This window comes from Halalkalibacter kiskunsagensis, from assembly GCF_037027555.1.
GTDB lineage: Bacteria > Bacillota > Bacilli > Bacillales > Bacillaceae_D > Halalkalibacter > Halalkalibacter kiskunsagensis.
In genome coordinates this window covers 139,131-158,260 of the sequence record NZ_JAXBLX010000004.1, presented here as the reverse complement: position 1 = coordinate 158,260, position 19,130 = coordinate 139,131, and the positions used below count along the sequence as shown (strand labels likewise).

The following is a 19,130-nucleotide window of genomic DNA, read 5'->3' as shown; positions in this document are numbered from 1 at the left end:
TTTTCTTTGCACAAAATAACTTTATTGAACATTTTGAGTATTTTTAATAGTTAGTCTAATTTAATGCAACACTAGTGAAAAATGTACTAAAAAAAAAAGATTAAGGTTTCATGTGCTCGTTTATTTATCTTATAATTTTTGATCAATTATTTAAAAAATTTTCGCTAACAATTTGTATCATAGCATCCTTATTTCCACTTGCGGATGTATAGCGTTTTTTTAACTTTGTATTTTCCTTAAAGTTAGAATGTGAGTTATTAGATTCATGGCTACCTGGTGCAGGAGGGTGCCATAAGTGATAAATATCAAGATCAAGCCTCCCATAATGACCGCATAATGTATTCATCGCTGCATTAAAGGCATCATCTTCCCCGCCCCAACCACGAAATCTCTCATCAAATCCACCAATGTATGAAAAGTATTTTCTTGGTACGATATTTACACCACCTATATAAACATATCCACTTATATATTGTCCTTCTGTAGCTTTTACTATATCACCTTTAAGGGGAACCGTGGGCCACTCTGGTTTTTGTTGAATAATTTGCTCTGTACAATCTTTAGATAGGTAATGAATTCGTTCATATGGGACAACCCATGCAAAATTATCTAATTGCTGAATAGACTTTTTAAGAACGTTGCGATCATAGAAAATATCACAATCTGCTATTACAAATATCTCTTTAGTCGCTTTATGGGCAGCATTATTAACAGCTTCTGCCCTAGAAAAAATATCGTTCTTACATTCACCTATACATATCTCCACTTCAGGAAATACTTCTTTGTAATACTTCAGAACCCATTTAAATAATCGATCTCTATGTCCATAATCCGGTTTATACGGAAATAATACGGAAACACTTTCCACTTGATTCACCTCCAAATTTATAAAGGGTATTGGCAAAACATTTTGCCTTCATCACTTAATAAATAGTTGATAAATGCTTCATTTTCTGCTAATACCTTTTTGAAAGTTTCCAAAGAGCCTTCTTTCGCAAAATAGAAGATTTGAAATAGACATACATTTGCTACAGCTAATGGAAATATCGTCTTTTCTGTAGAGGTTAATTCTCCATAGGATTGAAATAAGAGAGTTGCAACATCCTTTGAATTACTAGAAGTTGTATAAATACTGTGTATAGCATAAGCTAAGTCAAAGATTCGTTGCCCTCTCTGAAGGTAATCAAAATCTAAAATAGCCGCCACAGATCCATTTTGGTTAAAAATTAAATTCCAAGGATGCCAATCGTCGTGAATAATTGCTTCAGGTAATTGTTTTATGTTCGTCTTAGACCATTTTTTCATAACGGAAGTATATAGGGTTTTAATCTTTTCTAGGGTTGAATTTGATTTAATCTTTTTAGTTTTAAGAAATTCTTTATAGTTTTCCTCAAGGTTTTTGTTTTGAGGATAAATAAAGAGTCTTGGTGGAGGTACTGTAATGTCATCTACTTTAATCGCCTCATGAAACTTTCTTAGCATCTTTCCACAAGAAATGATCTGGTTTCTTTTAAAACTAAAGGTTTCTCCTTCTATATATGGATAAATCTGAACATAATAACCTTTCATTTGGTCATAGTATTGCCCTGATTTATTTTTTTGAGCATTTACAACAGGTACATTTACTTCTTTAAACTTTACTAACATTTCTTCAACAATGTTAATTCTTGACCCATATGTTGAATGCCCTAGAAGTCTAACAACATAGTTACCTGTCGAAGCTTTTATTAAGATCGTTTTATTAACTCTTCCTTTACCCGGAGTACCGACCACTTTTTTTAATGTTCCTAACCCAAATAGAGCACATAACTTCTCTATCTCTGAATCAGAAAGCTCACAATTTTGAATGTCATTAGGAATGTTACCACCTTCGATGCTAGTCATAATACACTCCTCCTTTATTTCTTTATACCCTTAATAAGAGAGCATGTCGCTAAATGGATTGAGATATTCATCCATTCTGTCTCTAAACAAGTACGACTTAGGGTACCAATGCATAAAATGCAATTAAATATATTAAGAGAAGGTTTACTGGCCCATTCTTAGATTTTACTAATATTTTATTTTTTTGTTCCCGTTATGTTCCAAATCAATAGAAAATAGGCGTATAAAGCAGTCGCTTAAACCATTGTATCTCACAATAAATTTATTGGAGTGAATAATATGTCAATACTAGTAACAGGTGGTGTCGGTTATATAGGTAGTCATACTTGTGTTGAACTTCTAAATTGTGGCTATGAAGTTATTATTGTTGACAGTTTGCTTAATAGCAAACTCGAAGTCGTAAAACGAGTAAAAGAAATTACAGGAAAAGACTTTCGTTTTTATCAAATCGATCTATTAAACAAAATAGAGCTTGAACAAGTATTTTCAGAAAATAACATTGAAGCAGTTGTCCACTTTGCAGGTTTAAAAGCGGTAGGAGAATCTGTTCTAAATCCTATTCATTACTATGATAGCAATATAAATACAACTATAAATTTATGTGAATTGATGCAAAAGTATAAAGTTAATAAAATGGTTTTTAGCTCTTCTGCTACAGTTTATGGTACACCTCATAAAGTCCCAATAAAGGAGGACTTTCCACTAATTCCTACAAATCCTTATGGCCAAACAAAACTAGTAATCGAAAACTTATTATATGATTTATACGTTTCGGATAATAAATGGGGCATTTCTATATTAAGATACTTTAATCCGATTGGCGCCCACCGTAGTGGAAAAATTGGTGAAGACCCGAAAGGGACTCCTAATAATTTAATGCCGTTTCTTACTCAAGTAGCAATTGGAAAACTACCTAAGCTACAAGTATTCGGTAACAATTACCCAACTATTGATGGAACAGGTGTGAGGGATTATATCCATGTAGTTGACCTTGCTCTCGGACATGTAAAAGCATTACAGAAAACTTTATCTTCAACGGGTATCGCAGTATATAACCTTGGAACAGGAAACGGATATAGTGTTATCCAAGTAAAAGAAGCTTTAGAAAGAGTATCAAAAGTAAAAATACCATATGAAATTTTAAATAGAAGGCCAGGTGATGTTGCAATTTGCTATGCTGATGCAACAAAGGCTAAAAATGAATTAGGATGGGAAGCCAAAAAAGGACTAGAACAAATGTGTCAAGATGCTTGGAAATGGCAAGAGAATAACCCAAACGGCTACCACTAAATTTCAACCGTATCAATAAATAATGTTAGGAGGAAGCATAATATGGGTCAGTATGAATCAATTGTGGTCAGTCATGATAATGAGGATACTAAGGTTACTGTTATGGCCAACCCAAATAACTATAAATTATTAGGTCTAGGTTTCCAAGGAGCAGTGTTTGAATTATCAAAAACAAAATGTGTGAAAATATATCCTCATTCTTACAGTAGGAATTTAGAGGAGGATATATTAAAAGATGTTCAAAAATCAGAATTTTTCCCTAAGATATATGAAACAGGTAATAAATACATTGTAATGGAGAATATTCATGGAACTCCTTTGGACAACTACCTAAAAAATACGAGAGAACTTCCTGAATGGATTATATACAAATTGCTTCACTTGTTGACAGAGATGAAAAAATTCCATTTTACAAGAATAGATGTTAAACTACGCCATGTTTTAATTCTTGAAGAAGAAAAAAAAGTGAAGGTTATCGATCACGTTAACTCACGGCAAAAGGTAACCCCATACCCTAAAAACTTATTAAAGGGATTAGAAAAAATGGGGTTTTTAGCTACATTTATTCAAAAAGTAAAAAAAATAGATAAAACAATTTATGATGAATGGAAAAAACAAGGAGCTTTATAGTAAGCGATCCAATAAAGCTAACATACGAGGTGAGAAAATATGAAATATGATTTTTTGAAAATTAAAGTTTATCCCGGAAAAGATGGTGTTGAGTATAAAAATCCTACCCCATATAAGTTTCTTGGGAGAGGCTATACAGGAGCAGTATTTAAACTATCCTCTGAAAAATGCGTAAAAATCTATGTTAAATTAGAAAGGGTAAAAACAGAAAAAAAGGCTCTTCTAAAGGGTGTAAACTCCCCTATAATTCCAAAACTTTATGAAGTCGGAAAAAACTATATTGTTATGGAATATGTTAAAGGATCAAATCTTTATGACTATCTATGTAAAAAAGGATACCTATCAAACGAAATCTCAGAACAAATTCTCTTTTGTCTAAAGGAACTTAAAAAATTAAAGTTCCCAAGGATTAATGTACACTTGAGGCATTTCATTGTTACAAATGATAAAAGATTAAAAGTAATCGATCATGCTGGAGTTTATAAAAGCTATGAACAAAGGCCAACTCTTCTTTTCAATGATTTGAAAAAACTAGGGTTATATAAAGAATTTAAAAACTATGTAAAGACTCACGATCCTAATAGTTACCTGGAATTTTTTAAAGCAAGTTAGTTGAAACTCTCCCAACAACTAGATATTTCTCTTTTGATGGTAGACTAAATAGTAGAAGGCTATACCCCTGCTGAATGTATGAAAAAAAATGGATGATAAATGGACATACTATCAAGCGGTACAAAGAAAATTAAAAAGAAAACTGCAAAGGGAATGTCTAGTAGACTGATAATATCCCCCTATATATAGTGAAAGGAAACCGTTCAATTATGAGCGGTTTCTTTATTTTTACGGAGGTGAATATTATGGCAGTAATAGAAGCGGTCTTAAGTTACTATCCAAAAGGAATTGGTGATCAGTCAGGACAAGTTATTATTGGGAAAACAGAAAATATTAAGATGTTAAGGCTTCTTAGGGACCACATTATCTCTGAAGCTATGAGCTAACAGCAGCAATAAAACGGAATGTATCTATCGACTGGCATGTGCAAAAAGTGCATAAGCGGGAATGAGAAGAATCATTAAACGCTTATTGAAAAAATATGACTACCCACCAAAACAAGTAAAGAATGCTCTTGATGTAGTCATGAGGCAGGCTGAATTAATGGAGAATATAATGCAAAAATCATTAAATAATTAGCGGAGGTATTAATGGCAGAGCTAAAATATGAAATCACAGAACACATCGCAGTCTTATCCGAATTACCAAAAGGCTGGAGATAGGAACTTAATCTAATCAGCTGGAATGGCCGTGAACCGAAGTATGATATTCGCGACTGGGTACCTAATCACGAGGAAATGGGTAAAGGGGTTACTTTGTCGAAAGAAGAGCTGGAAAAATTAAATGAAATACTTGCAAGTTTATAAAATTTATTGATGACGTATAACTGAGGGGAGTATAACCTTCCAGTTTTTTCTTTAACAACGTTACTAACTAAATAGAAGATGATAATTCCAAAAAACTCGCAAAACTTGATCATGGAATAGAATGAGGAGCAAATTAGGAGCTGTAAAACCCTAATAACAATAGAGATTCAGCTGGTGGTAAAATGGTGGCGAGTTGGTGGCAGATTGGTGGCAAACTTAGACATACTGCCACCAATTTCATCTGATTAGATCCTACTTAACAAAAACTAGAGCCTATTAAATCAACGTTTTCCGACTCAAACTGTTATAATCCTATCAATCTATCTACCTTGACAGGGTGGAGGTCACTGGTTCGAACCCAGTACGGGTCATTCATAAGAAAGTCAGTAAGGACGCGCCTTCTCAGGTTTCGAGAGGTGTGTTTTTTGTTGTTGGAAAATGAAAGAAGAGGGGTTTGATCACATTATTTTGCGTTTCGTTTTTTGTGTGGTTTTTTCTGATAGAAAGTAGAGCCAAAGTCTATTGCAATTTCTTCTTGAACATTTGGCATGATGTGAGCGTAGGTTTCCATTAGTGTTCGGACAGTATGTTCAAGTCTCTCAGAAACAGCTTTCGGGTTTGCTTCATTTTGAAGCAACATAGATGCATGTGTATGGCGCATATCATGAAATCAATTTGTCTAACTCCAGCTTTTTTCATATATCGATAAAATGTTCGAAGGATGTTTCTTTGATTAATAGGTGTTCCTTTTGTAGTTGGGATCACTAAGTCGAAATCGTTGTACTCTTCTCCTAAATACATTTTTTCCTTCATGATCCGACGTTTTTGTTTTTGAAGCTCTAACATTGTTTCGTGGTCAACTCGAATACTACGCTGACTGTTCTTTGATTTAACTTTAGGATCGAGTGCCCTTGTTCCACGCTCAAGTGTTTGGTTAACTGAAATTGTGTTTCTTTCAAAGTAAACATGTTGCCAGGTTAATGCTAGAATGTCGCTTTGACGCATTCCGGTTATTAAAGCAAGCAGGTAAGCTACATATTCCAGGTGCTCTTTTACATGATTAAGGAATCTTCTACATTCATCGTAAGTCCATATCTGAATTTGTTTTTTGTTTAGTCTAGGTGCTTCTACGATGGCGGCAACATTCTCAACGATAAATTTCTTTTTCACTGCATAAGAAAGGATTTGTTTACAAAGTTTGTGAACTTCGTTTATGGTTGTACTAGAGAGACCTTTTTCTGTTTTTTATTGTTTGTAAAAAATGTTTAAATGTTCGTCGGTTAACTTTGAAACTTGAATATAGCCGAGAGCTGGCACTATGTGATTTTTTAGAAGTCGTTGGTATTTTGCTAATGTTACATCACGTATTTTCTTTTTACTTAAGATCCACTTATCAATTAACTCGTGTAATAAAAGTTTTTTTGGTGGAGCAATTGCACCACGACTATATTGATTTATCAACTTTGCACAATCTGCTTCCGCTACCTTTTTCGTAGAAAGTCCTCTTTTTAACTTTTGTATTCTCTTACCTGTTGCTGGATCGGTCCCTAAATCAACTTGATACATCCACTTGTATCCCTTAGAATTGCTTTTTACTGGGTATTTTTTGAAAGTCGCTATTTTTCTCACCTCCTTTCAAATACAGAAAGGGAAGGTTATTTATAGTGGTTCAAAAATAACCTGTACAACCTTTCCGTAAATTTTAGCATTTCCATCCTTAATCAAAAGAGGTTCATACTTAGCGTTATCAGGATAGAGGTACACATCTCCAGTTTCTGTTTTTTTGACGCATCTTAGGTTTGCATCCTCTCCATTAATAACTACAACAGCAATTTCTCCGGACTCCACATCATTTTGGCGTTGAACGAGTACGCGGTCGCCTTTGCAAATTCGACTTCTTCCTTCTATAGAATCTCCATGGACTTCTAGAATGAACACTTCACCTTCTCGATATTTGCCGTCATCGGGAATATAGGTGTATTCAATAATGTTTTCATTTGCATCGATTGGATCATCGATTGTAAGGTTTCCAATGACTGGCACGCGTATCACCCCATGAATCTTTTTGATTTCCGACTTTGAGTCATCTTTTTTTTTATTGGTGTTATTAGAAATTGAAATTTAGGGGTTACGAAAGGAAAAATCCATAGGAGATTTTAACGGATTCTTGAAGACTCCGCTTAGTATTAAAGTGGAATTAATTTAATAGAATAACTAAAATCCCTTCTTTGCAATGGAAGAGACTTTTTTCATAATATTAGAGTTGCTTTCCTTGGTAAGAAGCGATCTTTGACAGTTTTATTTTATCGTTTTTTATTTTTTGAAACTTTTTCCCTTTTAAATTGTCTATACAGTATGAGCTCATAGAAAATAAGAGAAGGTGTATAGTAATGGAGATTATAAGCAGGTTCGTATTGCATATTGAAAACTTTTTTTTATTAAGTTATTTTAGTAAAATCATTATTCAATGGACATTAACTGTTTTAGCAGTTTATGGCTTAGTTTCATTATTTGTAAAAAAATGGAACGCGGCGAGAGTATCAATCTATGTTGGGTTTGCTGTACGTTTAGTGTTACTTATCGGTTTCTCAATTGAAATGCTTCATCAAGTAAGTATAACGGAAATTACGACCGTTTATTATGATAGGCAGCCGTCTTTACGACAGTTTCTACACTTTTTGTTTTTCGGTTACATCATTGTCGTCGGTTTTTACTACATTGTTACACTAAAGCAAAATAACAATAAAGGAATCTTTTATACTTTCGATATTGCCGTAATGACACTACCGGCATTACAGCTTCTAACTAGTTTTATTCTTTTTGCTATCAAAGGTGAAGTCATTGTTGCAGATGTGGTTGGTTTTCTCACAATCCTTACAATTATTGTAGGAAGTCTGTATTTATTTTTTCTTAACTATTGGGAGTTTCGCTGGAAAACCATTATTCCATTCTATTCTATTATAGTAATATGCACGCTAGTGTTTTACCTTTTAAGACGTAATACAGGTATGGTGGATATGATGGAAGTGTCAAATTTTATTATTTTCATAGGATTATTACTGACGTATCATCTTATCAATAGAAATCAGTTTCAATTACTCGAGAAGTTGAAACAGCCGTTTAAGCTTATAATGGCTATTTTATTCCTAGTATTATGTAATCCTCTGTATAATGCCGCCGATCAAGCCCTTGCCTCTACTGATGCAGAATTGAGATTACGCTATTTTGAAACAACTAATTTAATTCAATTAGAGGAAGCAAAATCTTTAGCAACAAAGATTACAAATGATGAGCAATTTTCATTCCGTCAGCCTGAAACACAAGATTTTCACAATCGATACTGGCTAATGTCAAAGAACTATTCTGTTGATATTGACGGGGTTTCAGGAGTTGTCATGAATGTTCATCGCCAAACCGAACCAGAAGGCGAGACTCTTTCTGCTGATGAATATGTTGCTCGTTCCAAGCAATTGTTAGAAGAAATAGGGAGAACATTGCTAGATGATGATCAAATTGACACGACCATTACTAAAGAGGAAGGTCGCGTTCAAGTTGAAATGGTGCCGAAGTATTCTAGTGGGGCAGCCTTAGATGTATGGATGAACACTTCTTTTACGTGGGAAAAAGAATCTCTAGTGGAGTTTCACGAACGCTTAAACTTATATCCCGTGGAAACGTTAAAAGATGTTTCAATTACGTCTAAAGACATTGAATTAATCCTACAACAATGGTACGAAATGTTAGGGGAAGAGATGCCAAGATATGTAATTGATAATGTAACGTATGGATATAGTAACAGGACAATTGATATCAATATTACTACATTAAATCAACAGAATATCCAACTAGATGGACGTACGGGTGAAATCTTGTACTTTGGCGGTGAATTAGTTAATTATGAAAAAAAAGATTTTCATGAGTTAGAAAACAAGGTGTTAGCTAATAAAAAAGTTCAGATCGAAGACTGGGAGCGAGATCGTTTCTCTAACTTTTGGGAGTGGAGAGAAAGAGATATTGACCAAGAGGAGATGAAGCTTGCCTATGTTCATCAATTTGGCTATACAAAAGGTGAACCTCTTTTCACTTATTCGAAGAACCTCGACTATTATAACCAACCAAAGACAAAGGTGACCGTTGCCTCAAGAAAAGAAGCATATGAGGTTGTTGCAAATGCGATAGATTTTACACCTTATGCCTCAAGAGCAAGGTTAACTCATGTTATTGATGAAAATGATGATATTAGAGTAGCTTGGTTACTAGTTATCCAGCCGTATAAAAAAGCAGAGCATCGTCTTTACTTAGTAGACATTGAAACGAAAGAGTGGGTCTCCCTCTATGAATAAAAAAGATGAATGTGCAGTATTTCAAGATTTGTATGAATTATATACAGAAGAAGAAGTTGAGGATGAAACGAAGCAATGGATGATGGAGCACGAGGCTGTATGTACTTATTGTCAAAATTGTGGAAAGGAAAATGGAAGAAATCCTGCCTTTCATGAGGATAGTGAGAAAGTTTGGGGGATTCGTATTATGACGATGTCGCTATATAGTATTTTCCTTTTTCTTGCGATTTGGATGTCCGTTTGGTATTTATGGTAAATGAGTAACTGGAGAACGTTAGAGGATTTATATTCTCTTTATTATGAAGAGATATTTAGGTATTTGCTTCAACGAACGAGACAAAAAGAGTTAGCTCAAGATCTTACCCAAGATACATTTTTAAAAGCATTTAACGGGTTATCTTCTTTTAAAGGAAAATCAAGTATAAAAACGTGGTTGTACACAATTGCCCATCATACATTTATTAATTGGTATCGGCGTGAAACGAAAATCAGTAAGCATCCAATTGAAAAAACTATTTTTCTAGAACAAAAAACATACAAAAATCCAGAAGAAGTGGTAGCTCAAAAGGCAGAACAAGCACAAATGTTGTCGGCCATAGATTCGTTAAAGGAAGATTATCAAACAGTGATAATACTTCGAGAATATCAAGAGTTATCGTATGATGAAATTGCAGAAGTAGTAGGTTGGAAGCTTTCAAAAGTGAAAACTAATTTACACCGGGCAAAGCTTGAGCTGCGAAAGCACTTATGTAGAACTGAGGATGATACAAATGAAGTGTAGCTTAATTAGAGATTTGTTGCCACTTTATGTAGAAGGGGATTGCTCCAAAGACACAAGCCTAATGGTGAAAGAACATCTAGAAAGTTGTTCTGATTGTGGCGAGTTATATGAACTGATGAAATCTCCAATTGATATAAAAGTAATAGATCAACCTGTAGCTACAGGATCCAAAGACGGTATTGAATTATGGAAAAAATACTATGGTCGTCTTATTTTGAAAGGTACTGGATTGTTTTTGTGTGTATATATAGCTGTTGTAATGCTTATTTTACTTTTAAAATAATAGGAGTGGTAGAATCGCTCCTAGTTATTTTTGAAAAAGGAACAAAGGAGAGCTGGATTGCTTTTTACTTTTGGGGGTTTTATTGTAATAATGGCTTGCCCTTATTGGATACAATCCTTATCATCTTAAAGTTACATTTGAAGACGAACCACTTTTATGTATATTCATATCATGTTGATAAAAAAGGAAATATTGAGTAAGTATCCGTCTCACTCCAGATAATGTATCAACAAAGGAATTAAAGCGGATCTATTCCAGCGAATCCGACAAGCTTTTTGGCATGACTAACTCGATCTATCTCTCTAATCTGGAAATAATCGTTGCAGCGATTTTTATACTAAAACCTTAAACATCAAGATATTGCCATTTTACTAACTGGTAGTAATTATTAAATAAGTGCAGTCGCTACTTGTACTATTGAGGCAAGATAGTGTGGTAGCCTGGGAAGTTTTTTTGTAATAGTATTGGAGGTGTGTTTTGATGAAAACTTATTCAATTTTGTTTATTGTTATTGCTATAATACATACAACTATCCTTATAAATATAACTATTTTTAATGGTGAGTGGAATGGTTTAGTATTATTCATTTCAAATATTCTATTTTTAATTGCCGCTGTTTATTATGGGATAGAACGCCGTGCAAATAAAAAAAGTAACTCTTAATAAATAAATGAATTTTCTACTAACGGATAACAATAGTAAAATGACGGGTTGGATTTCATTGATGCAGCCCATTCTGTCAATCTAATTGCGACACGTCTTCCCAAAATGCTTCGAATGAAGTCTTTCATCCAAGTCATGTTCTTGGGCGATGATTGAAATCTAATAAATCGTTCAACACTGTGTTATGCGGAAAAAAACAGCATACGATTCTTTAATCGGATATTAAATAATCTGTTTAATTGGAATTTTTCACCAATATTCTCTTGACCTTTATTATCCATATTTTAGAATTAAATTCATATAAAAGAGTGATGAAGAAGAAGAGTAAACATTAAGAACACTTCAGAGAGCTGATGGTTGGTGCAAATCAGTGTGGGATTATTGTTGAATGGGTTTCTGAGCTTCTAGACTGAATTAGTAGTAGGTTTAGCGGAGTGTCCTACCGTTAAAAGGGACTTCGTATAGAAACACAACTAGTGATTTTGTACGGATTAAGTGCGTTTACATTTGTAAACGAATGAAGGTGGCACCACGGGTTACTCGTCCTTTTCTTAGGTATGAGTAACCCTTTTTGTTTTCTTTTTCTTACTTGGAAGGTAGTTACCCTACGTTGCTAAGTAACAATCATTTGTAGAAATTTTTTAATGATTGTGAGGAAGAAAATTTAAATCCATATTAAGAGGTGAGTTGAGATGAGCAGAGTTGAGGAAGAAACAAAGTTAGAATTAGAAAGGATTATTTTCATAGGGAGAACGTTTGAAGAATATCTCGATATGTTTTCTCTAACAGTTCAAGAATTAAAAGAGAAAAAAATTCTGGATTGTCCAGCCGGAGCATGTTCATTTACGGCAATGGGGAATAAACTCGGTATGGATGTAACGGCTTGCGATATCGCCTATTATCATTCAATAGACAACCTGGAGAAGAAAGGGATCCAAGATATTGAGCATGCGATGGAACAAATGAAAAATGTTAAGCATAAGTTTGTTTGGGACTATTTTAAAGATATTGAAAACTTGAGAAAGCATCGTTTAAGTGCTTTACAAGCTTGCGCAAACAATATGAGGGAATCGAGTGAACGATACGTTCCTGTTACATTACCTACTTTGCCATTTCAAGATGAAGAGTTTGATATATTACTATCTGCTCATTTTCTTTTTACGTATGCCGACCGATTAGATTACGATTTTCATAAAAAAACGTTACATGAGTTAGTAAGGGTATCTAAAGAAGAAATACGTATTTTTCCTTTGGTAGATTTAACAGGGAACCGCTATCAGCATTTAGATAGATTAAAACAGGAGCTTTTGGATATGGGCTGCACAGTGGAAGAAATGAAAGTTCCATATGAATTTCAGGCAAATGCTCATTCGATGTTAAAAATAACGAAAAATCAATAATAAGTTAGCACATAGAAAAGACAACAATTAAATATGACTGCAATGACGAGGAAGAGTAAACAGTAGGAGCACTCCAGAGAGCTGATGGTTGGTGTAAATCAGTGTGGGACGATTGTTGTTGAATGGGCTTCTGAGCAACCAGGCTGAAATGTAAGTAGGTTATGGCGGAGTATCTCACCGAAAAGAGACACTGTATCGAACGTTTGTAGTACTGTACAAAAAGTGCGTTTATGATGATAGACGAACGAAGGTGGCACCACGGGTTTCTCGTCCTTTATTTTAGGATGGGACCTTTTTTTTGATCTAAGAAAGGGACGATAAAAATGAGTATATTATTAAACATAGAACGAGCAGCTTGTGACAAAATGCAACAAATTCAGGTATTCACACTACACGGAATCTAGATGAGCCTAATCCCAACAGCGATGGAACCTATCTTAAATTAAAGGGATCTTCTTTTTTTGATTTAGTGGTTCTTTCACCTGGGACGGGACAGGAGCACCTGGAATATTTCTAATGATACGATCAAATTGTCAATTGAAAAACTAAAGATAAAAAATAATTTTACTATTAATAAAGCAATTTCGAACAGGGACTTTCTTTATTTATAGAACAAAAGAAGCGGGTTAATTCTAAAAAAGTGGTAAAATAAGGCGTCAACGGCAGCTGTGGAAATGGATCCCTTTTTACGATTCTTTTAATAATTCCATTGACTTTGAAAGTCTATACGGGATTCTGAAGAAGAATGGTCCATAAAAGAACGTGTAGGAGAAATCAAGGATGTTTTGAAATTGCTTCCTGAACAGTATCGAACAATTCTTTATTTAAGAGAACATCAACAATTTACATATGATGAACTCACGGTAACCATGGATCTTTCTCTTGAGCAGGTGAAAGTAAATCTATATAGGGATAGGAAACGTTTTAAACAATTATCAGAAAGATTAGGAAAAAGCTTTTAAAGGGGTGATTAAAGTGGAGTGGAACGAGGAGAAGGCTCAACAGATTGTGAAAAAATACAAAAGTCGGTTCAACTTTCGATTGTCTTTTAAAATTATTCGTGTGATTGTTTCTTTATTGCTATTGTATTGGATTTATTTATTTGTTCTTACGGTTTCTTATGATTATAGTAAGATTGGTCCTCGAACAGAGTTTTATCAAAAGTTAGCAATTGATTGGACGTATCCAGAATTTACAAGTGATATTGCAATAAGTCACCATCAGGAGATTACTCCGTTTTGGACACAGAAAATTGAGTTTCCTTTAGAGAGAAGGATCGGTAAAAATAATTATGTTGTATCACATTTGAACCTAAGTAAACCAATTATGAATGAAAGATCTCAACTGGAAATTGAACGAAGTTATCCTTATAAGTCTGGGGAATATGGATTTAATTTTTACCTCCCTTTTCATCCTGAAAATGGGCGGCCATTAGTCGGAAATAAATCTCCTGGTGTTTTTGAAACACTAGAGATGGTTCATGAAGGAAGTGTAGCTGATTTTGCTTTTTCTACAAATGATTATTACTCACCTGAAGAGATATTACAGCTGCTCGCTGACTACGATGTCGATGTGATTTGGATGCCAATATATATGGGGGAATATCAAGAATTCACAGAGTGGGGTTGGTCTGGTGGTGGGAACTCAATGGCGTTAGCTCATCAATGGGGGCTATCTGGAGCTAGAACAACCGAAGACAATTTTAGGAGTGGCTCTTTAGCACACGTATTAAATGAGATGAGTGTAGAAGAAAGTAAAATGGCTATGCTTGATAACATGGCACGAATGTTGGAAGAAAATAAGTCCTTAGCTGAAAGGTTGTTAGTGACGAATCACCTTCAAGAAAGATACGATTATCTAAATAATGAAGGATTCCAGGTTTATGGTGCAGTAGTAACGGGGCCAGTGAAAGAATTATTAAAATTACAAGAAGTTGATGGACTTCATAGCTTTCAATTAGGTGAGGCAGCCGATTGGAATTGGCATGATGATCATTATTGATAATATATATGGAAGCGTACAAGGTACAAGAAGCTTGATATCAGTCAGATTAAGCTTCAGTATCTAATTAAACGAATAAAAGGAAATCTTTGAGGAGTTAAAGAAAGAGAGTAATGGCGATCAACAACTAACCTTTCAACTTTTTTAGTAATACCTGTTATTTAAAAGTGAAAATTATATTATTATTTGAAAGGATTCATTTAAGAGCATTAGCTAAAAAAAGCTAATGCTCTTTTAATGAAATTTAATTCTATTGTTTTATAAATGAGTAAATTTCATAATTTGAACCCTTAGTCTCGCAAGGTTTTCAAGACACGAAAAAAGGAGTACCTCCCCAAAAGTCGAATGAGTAAGTGACCAAACCAACTCTCAGACTGGAGGAAGACTCCCTTATGACTATTATACGACAAGGAAGCCTATTTGACCTGCAAGATTTATACGATTTAGAACCTACCCACCGTTTTGAAGCAGTATTTTCGACAATTAAAGTCGATCTATATTGGCTGTTGTATCTAAAAAAGCCTTGTATGGTGCGCCTGTTCAGCTTAATTACGCAGCTATGATCTACTCACTTGTCGCTAGAATTCTCGAACGCATTCCGACGATAAAGGATCTAATTAAACGCCTCAAACATGATTTTATGTTCCGTTTGGATTGCGGGTACCTTCTTTCTGATGCGATTCCATCCCAAGCTTCTTACTCGAGAATGCTTTCTAAAATAGCGGAATCACCTGTTCTTGAAAGTGTTCAAGAAACGCGCATCCTTCAAGCGATGACGGAAGGATTTATCATAGATGATACAGTTGCCGATGCGACTCACATCGAAGCTCATGACCAGGCCCCATCGAAAGAAGAAAAGCCTAAACCTGAACCCAAAAAGCGCGGCCGCAAATCAAAGGAAGAGAAAGAAAAATGGCTTCAAGAACAAGCGGGACGAGAAGTGGCTCTTCCTATTTTCGAGAAAAGAATTGAAGCTCAACTTGACGCATCTTTAGTTGAGTTACGATCAGCTGTTCCTCTTGACCCTAAGTGGGGCATCAAGAAAAACAGTGAAGGAAAGAACGTTTTTTGGTTTGGCCACAAAGGACATTTCGCCGTTGGAACGAAAAGTCAGTACATCTTTCAGTCGTTCTTTTCCTCTGGAAACCTGAATGATGGAAAAGCTGTAATCCCTTTATTAAAAGGAATGCAAGAGCGTCTTTCTGAACTGAAAATTTCTTTTAGTACACCTGATGCTGGTTATGATTATCCAGCTATTTACCAACAGATTTACCGAATCGGAGCACAATCCGTTATTGCTTCCAACAAGAAAAATGAATCAGAGCTAGAAGGATTTGATAGGCACTTTGCCCCAACTTGTGTCCGAGAACATTCGTATCGATACGATAGTTACGATGCGACGTACAAGACCTTAAAATACACACGTCCGAAAGAGTCTGTCATTCATGAACTAGGCATTATGAAATTGATTCAAGTAAGTTAGAAAAAATCAGTTCTTTTTGGATGTGAAAAGATTTTTCACTGAATTTCTTAATATAAGGTCAGGTTCTAAAGTAGAAAGGATTGGTGTATTTGAAACGTTCTGATCTTCAATCCTATTTATCAGTGTTCGGCTAGCGATTAAACCTATATCTTTAATTGGTTGTGAAATAGTTGTTATATCTAACAATGAGGCCCATTCCACATCGTCGAACATAATAACGCTGATATCTTCTGGTATCGAAAGTTTCATTTCTTTACAAACTTTGATAACGTCTCTTCCAATTGTATTCGTTCCAGCAATTATAGCAGTGGGTTTTATTTTTTCTATTTGTTGGGTAATCATCATTCTTAAATCAGTTTGATACGGAAAATATAGTATGTTTTTATTTTCGTCCAATGAAAGGTTTTTTTCTTTAAAAGCTTGCTTATAGCCAGAAGGTTTGTAATTTTTAGCATCTTCAATTTCTGACCCGACTGTTGTAAGTAATAAAATGTTCGTATGACCATTCTGAATTAAGTAATTTGTAGCGATGTAGGTTCCTTTTTTATCGTCAACTAGAACTGTATCAATATCCTTATAGGCTCTTCTATACATTTGAACTAAAGCAATGTTTTGTTTTTTTATTTTGTCAATTGTTAAATGATGTCTAGCGCTATTAGGTGTAAAAATAATACCATCAGCTCTTGATGAGGATAACAGGTTTAAATTTTCTAATTCTTCTTCAGAACTTTCGTTAGTAGTTGAAATTAATAATCTATAACCAAGTCGTTTTAGTTCTGATTCAATAACTCTAGTTACAACAGAATAAAAATCATTATCTATGTCAGAAGTAATTAAACCAATAATTTTGCTCTTACTGTTTTTTAAGCTTCTTGCTACTAAATTCGGCGTATATCCAAGCTCTTTCGCAGCAGCCAAAACTTTATTTTTCATTTCCTCACTAATATAACAATCATTTCGAAAAGCTCTAGAAACAGTAGATACAGAAACATTTGCTAATTTTGCGACGTCCTTACTTGTAGCCAAGGATACTCACCTCACAGGTCGTTTTTTTCATTAGTTGGCTTACTAATTTAGACATGTTCTATTAACCTAGAATTGAGAGTTAAGATAACGTTGTCATATATTTTAAATAATATCAAACATTTTTAACAGAGTAAATGAATAATTTAAAATTCTAGAATTTAAGGGAAATAAGAGCAATAATCAAGCATGTTACTCTTGCTAGAAAATTCTGAAAAAATATTCTTTACAAATTGGCTAGCAAGATTATATAATTAAATTGTGACAACGTTATCACATTTTTTCATAGGCGAAAAGGAGGGAGAAATAAAAAAATTGTTTTGTAAGGAACAGGTGGATTAATTGCGGTAAAAAAATGTATTTATCAAAGAAAGGTTAAAAAGGGTTTTAAATTTTCTCGAATGAAAACGTATTCATGATTACTGTGAAATCACAAAATCTTCAAAAGGTAGATGGATAAGTAAATGGTTTCTGAATTATTAAACTTTGAAATTTGAGGAGGAAGATTTGATGGGGAAATGGGTAAAAACCTCTACAATGGTTGTTTTATTAATAGTAATGGCGACAATGATTTTGGGTTGTTCTAAGTCTTCTAATGATGTTGCTTCATCAACTGGGGAAGAAGAGATTACAGAAAAACCGGTAACAATTAGATTTGCTACAAACTTTATTGGAAGCCATCCACTTACACCAATTATTGATGATATTGTTACTCAGTTTGAAGAAGATTATCCAAATGTGACAGTTGAAATAGAGGGTGCTGCAGGTGATGATCATCAAACAAAAATTCAATTGGATGCACAAGGTGATCGCTTACCTGATGTTTTTGATTATTGGAGGTTGGATCCCTCGTTTGGTCTTAATGTCATACAAGAGGCTGGTATGTTAGCTGATTTAACAGAATGGACCAAAACTGATCCTTTTTTTGAAGATCTTTTCGATGAATCATCTTGGAAAACAGCAACAAAAGATGAAAAAGTGTATGGTATACCGGCTCAAATGTACTATATTCAGTTTTTAGCAAATAAGGAAGTATTCGATCGAGCAGGAGTCTCTATTCCGCAAACATGGGATGAGTTGCTTTCAGCAATCAAGCAATTAAAAGAAGAAGGTGAATTGCCGTGGGGAATTAATATTAATGGAGATAGTAATGGCTCTCGTATTTATAACTACGTATTTAATCGAATGATTGGAAATGAAAGGGCTTTAAATATGTATGCCGGAAAAGAACCTATAAATGTTCCAGAAGTAATTAAAGCATCTGAGTTAGTACAAGAACTAATTGTTGGCAATGCTCCAGAAGATGCTCTTGCAATTGAAAGAGATGCGACGTATGCGAAATACATTAATAATGGAAGAGCAGCGTTAATGATGGATGGATCATGGGGGACAGCTCATATTGATTCGGCAATTCAAGAATCGCTAATTCCATTAGATTTCCCTCTTATTCCTGGAGGAGCGCAACAAGAAATGAATGTCGAACGTGATTTGACTAAATTATATTATATTAGTGCAACAGCATTCAAAGATACTGACAAACAACCATATGTAAAGGAATTGGTAAAGAGATTAACATCAAGGGAATCAGCAAAAAAATATATAGAAGATGCTAAACAACCTATGCCGATGTTAGGAGTAGAAATCGACCCTCAAAAGGTAGGACAATTAACGGTTGATGCTCAGAACATTGCTTTGAATAGGCCGATGAATAAATGGATTCCTTCTATGTTGTCTCCAGATCAAAGAAAGAAGTATGAATCTTTACAAGGTGAATTACTGAGCGGGAAGCTTAAACCAGATATATATGTACAAAAACTTGATGAAATTATTAACTCTAATTAATAGTTTGTCAGAGGTGTCTTATAGAGTCAATATAAGGCACTTCTATAAAAGTACGAGGAGGGGAAAATTATTGGTACTCTAAAGTTTCA

Annotated in this window: 20 protein-coding genes, 3 pseudogenes and 2 other annotated features; of the genes and pseudogenes, 16 read left to right on the top strand and 7 right to left on the bottom strand. The window is 34.4% G+C overall.

Going from position 1 to position 19,130, the window contains the following annotated elements:
* Nucleotides 1–142: 142 nt before the first annotated feature.
* Together SLH51_RS03940 and SLH51_RS03935 are read right to left on the bottom strand one after the other, a co-directional pair.
* A complete protein-coding gene (locus SLH51_RS03940; RefSeq protein ID WP_335959273.1) occupies nt 143–868 on the bottom strand; it encodes a galactosyltransferase-related protein in 726 nt (241 codons plus the stop codon).
* Between the two features lie 17 nt (nt 869–885).
* Nucleotides 886–1,884 carry a phosphotransferase gene (locus SLH51_RS03935; protein ID WP_335959272.1) on the bottom strand — a complete coding sequence of 333 codons (999 nt, stop codon included), beginning with the start codon at nt 1,882–1,884 and terminating at the stop codon, nt 886–888.
* 279 nt (nt 1,885–2,163) lie between these two features.
* On the opposite strand from SLH51_RS03935, the gene galE reads away from it, so the two are divergent.
* From galE to SLH51_RS03905, 6 genes and pseudogenes are all read left to right on the top strand, one after another.
* Nucleotides 2,164–3,174: a UDP-glucose 4-epimerase GalE gene (gene galE / locus SLH51_RS03930; protein WP_335959271.1), complete on the top strand. Its 1,011-nt coding sequence runs from the start codon at nt 2,164–2,166 to the stop codon at nt 3,172–3,174.
* A 42-nt stretch (nt 3,175–3,216) separates the two neighbouring features.
* Nucleotides 3,217–3,804 carry a serine/threonine protein kinase gene (locus tag SLH51_RS03925; RefSeq protein WP_335959270.1) on the top strand — a complete coding sequence of 196 codons (588 nt, stop codon included), beginning with the start codon at nt 3,217–3,219 and terminating at the stop codon, nt 3,802–3,804.
* A 39-nt stretch (nt 3,805–3,843) separates the two neighbouring features.
* Entirely contained in the window at nt 3,844–4,416 is a 573-nt protein-coding gene (locus tag SLH51_RS03920; protein ID WP_335959269.1) for an AarF/UbiB family protein, read from the top strand.
* A 245-nt stretch (nt 4,417–4,661) separates the two neighbouring features.
* On the top strand, nt 4,662–4,802 hold the full coding sequence (locus tag SLH51_RS03915; RefSeq protein WP_335959268.1) for a hypothetical protein: 141 nt from the start codon (nt 4,662–4,664) through the stop codon (nt 4,800–4,802).
* A pseudogene (locus tag SLH51_RS03910) lies at nt 4,796–4,995 on the top strand (type I restriction enzyme endonuclease domain-containing protein); the annotation flags it as partial. The gene SLH51_RS03915 and the pseudogene SLH51_RS03910, both read left to right, overlap by 7 nt.
* A gap of 11 nt (nt 4,996–5,006) precedes the next feature.
* Nucleotides 5,007–5,222: pseudogene (locus SLH51_RS03905) on the top strand (YdbC family protein).
* 463 nt (nt 5,223–5,685) lie between these two features.
* Here SLH51_RS03905 and SLH51_RS03900 read toward each other — a convergent pair.
* The 4 genes from SLH51_RS03900 to SLH51_RS03890 form a co-directional block, all read right to left on the bottom strand.
* Nucleotides 5,686–5,883 carry a site-specific integrase gene (locus SLH51_RS03900; protein WP_335959265.1) on the bottom strand — a complete coding sequence of 66 codons (198 nt, stop codon included), beginning with the start codon at nt 5,881–5,883 and terminating at the stop codon, nt 5,686–5,688.
* Nucleotides 5,793–6,392 carry a tyrosine-type recombinase/integrase gene (locus SLH51_RS24415; RefSeq protein ID WP_390183820.1) on the bottom strand — a complete coding sequence of 200 codons (600 nt, stop codon included), beginning with the start codon at nt 6,390–6,392 and terminating at the stop codon, nt 5,793–5,795. Before SLH51_RS24415 ends, SLH51_RS03900 begins: the two co-directional genes overlap by 91 nt.
* Before the next feature lie 75 nt (nt 6,393–6,467).
* The gene (locus tag SLH51_RS03895) at nt 6,468–6,788 is read right to left on the bottom strand and encodes an Arm DNA-binding domain-containing protein (RefSeq protein ID WP_335959263.1); all 321 of its coding nucleotides are present in this window, start codon (nt 6,786–6,788) and stop codon (nt 6,468–6,470) included.
* A gap of 93 nt (nt 6,789–6,881) precedes the next feature.
* A complete protein-coding gene (locus SLH51_RS03890; RefSeq protein WP_335959262.1) occupies nt 6,882–7,265 on the bottom strand; it encodes a LexA family protein in 384 nt (127 codons plus the stop codon).
* Nucleotides 7,266–7,612: 347 nt separating this feature from the next.
* Here SLH51_RS03890 and SLH51_RS03885 point away from each other — a divergent pair, with 347 nt between their 5' ends.
* The 9 genes and pseudogenes from SLH51_RS03885 to SLH51_RS03850 all read left to right on the top strand — a co-directional run.
* Nucleotides 7,613–9,565, top strand: coding sequence for a hypothetical protein (locus tag SLH51_RS03885; protein ID WP_335959261.1), 1,953 nt, complete (start codon nt 7,613–7,615; stop codon nt 9,563–9,565).
* A complete protein-coding gene (locus SLH51_RS03880) occupies nt 9,558–9,821 on the top strand; it encodes a hypothetical protein (protein ID WP_335959259.1) in 264 nt (87 codons plus the stop codon). The genes SLH51_RS03885 and SLH51_RS03880 overlap by 8 nt, the downstream gene beginning before the upstream one ends.
* Nucleotides 9,822–10,346: a sigma-70 family RNA polymerase sigma factor gene (locus SLH51_RS03875; protein WP_335959257.1), complete on the top strand. Its 525-nt coding sequence runs from the start codon at nt 9,822–9,824 to the stop codon at nt 10,344–10,346. It abuts the gene before it with no gap.
* Nucleotides 10,336–10,629, top strand: coding sequence for a zf-HC2 domain-containing protein (locus SLH51_RS03870; RefSeq protein WP_335959256.1), 294 nt, complete (start codon nt 10,336–10,338; stop codon nt 10,627–10,629). Before SLH51_RS03875 ends, SLH51_RS03870 begins: the two co-directional genes overlap by 11 nt.
* A gap of 480 nt (nt 10,630–11,109) precedes the next feature.
* Complete coding sequence (locus SLH51_RS03865; protein ID WP_335959255.1) at nt 11,110–11,292, top strand: hypothetical protein; 183 nt, start codon at nt 11,110–11,112, stop codon at nt 11,290–11,292.
* A 302-nt stretch (nt 11,293–11,594) separates the two neighbouring features.
* Nucleotides 11,595–11,843, top strand: a binding site (T-box leader).
* A gap of 141 nt (nt 11,844–11,984) precedes the next feature.
* Nucleotides 11,985–12,692: an SAM-dependent methyltransferase gene (locus SLH51_RS03860; RefSeq protein WP_335959254.1), complete on the top strand. Its 708-nt coding sequence runs from the start codon at nt 11,985–11,987 to the stop codon at nt 12,690–12,692.
* A gap of 33 nt (nt 12,693–12,725) precedes the next feature.
* Nucleotides 12,726–12,970: a binding site (T-box leader), on the top strand.
* Nucleotides 12,971–13,417: 447 nt separating this feature from the next.
* Nucleotides 13,418–13,654, top strand: a complete 237-nt coding sequence (locus SLH51_RS24410) for a sigma factor-like helix-turn-helix DNA-binding protein (protein ID WP_390183822.1) — start codon at nt 13,418–13,420, stop codon at nt 13,652–13,654.
* 13 nt (nt 13,655–13,667) lie between these two features.
* Entirely contained in the window at nt 13,668–14,693 is a 1,026-nt protein-coding gene (locus SLH51_RS03855) for an anti sigma factor C-terminal domain-containing protein (protein ID WP_335959252.1), read from the top strand.
* Between the two features lie 392 nt (nt 14,694–15,085).
* Nucleotides 15,086–16,128: pseudogene (locus SLH51_RS03850) on the top strand (transposase); the annotation flags it as partial.
* A 54-nt stretch (nt 16,129–16,182) separates the two neighbouring features.
* On the opposite strand, the gene SLH51_RS03845 reads toward SLH51_RS03850, so the two are convergent.
* A complete protein-coding gene (locus tag SLH51_RS03845) occupies nt 16,183–17,202 on the bottom strand; it encodes a LacI family DNA-binding transcriptional regulator (protein ID WP_335959251.1) in 1,020 nt (339 codons plus the stop codon).
* A gap of 507 nt (nt 17,203–17,709) precedes the next feature.
* Between SLH51_RS03845 and SLH51_RS03840 the strand changes: the two genes are divergently transcribed.
* Nucleotides 17,710–19,041, top strand: coding sequence for an ABC transporter substrate-binding protein (locus SLH51_RS03840; RefSeq protein WP_335959249.1), 1,332 nt, complete (start codon nt 17,710–17,712; stop codon nt 19,039–19,041).
* The last annotated feature ends 89 nt before the right edge of the window (nt 19,042–19,130 follow it).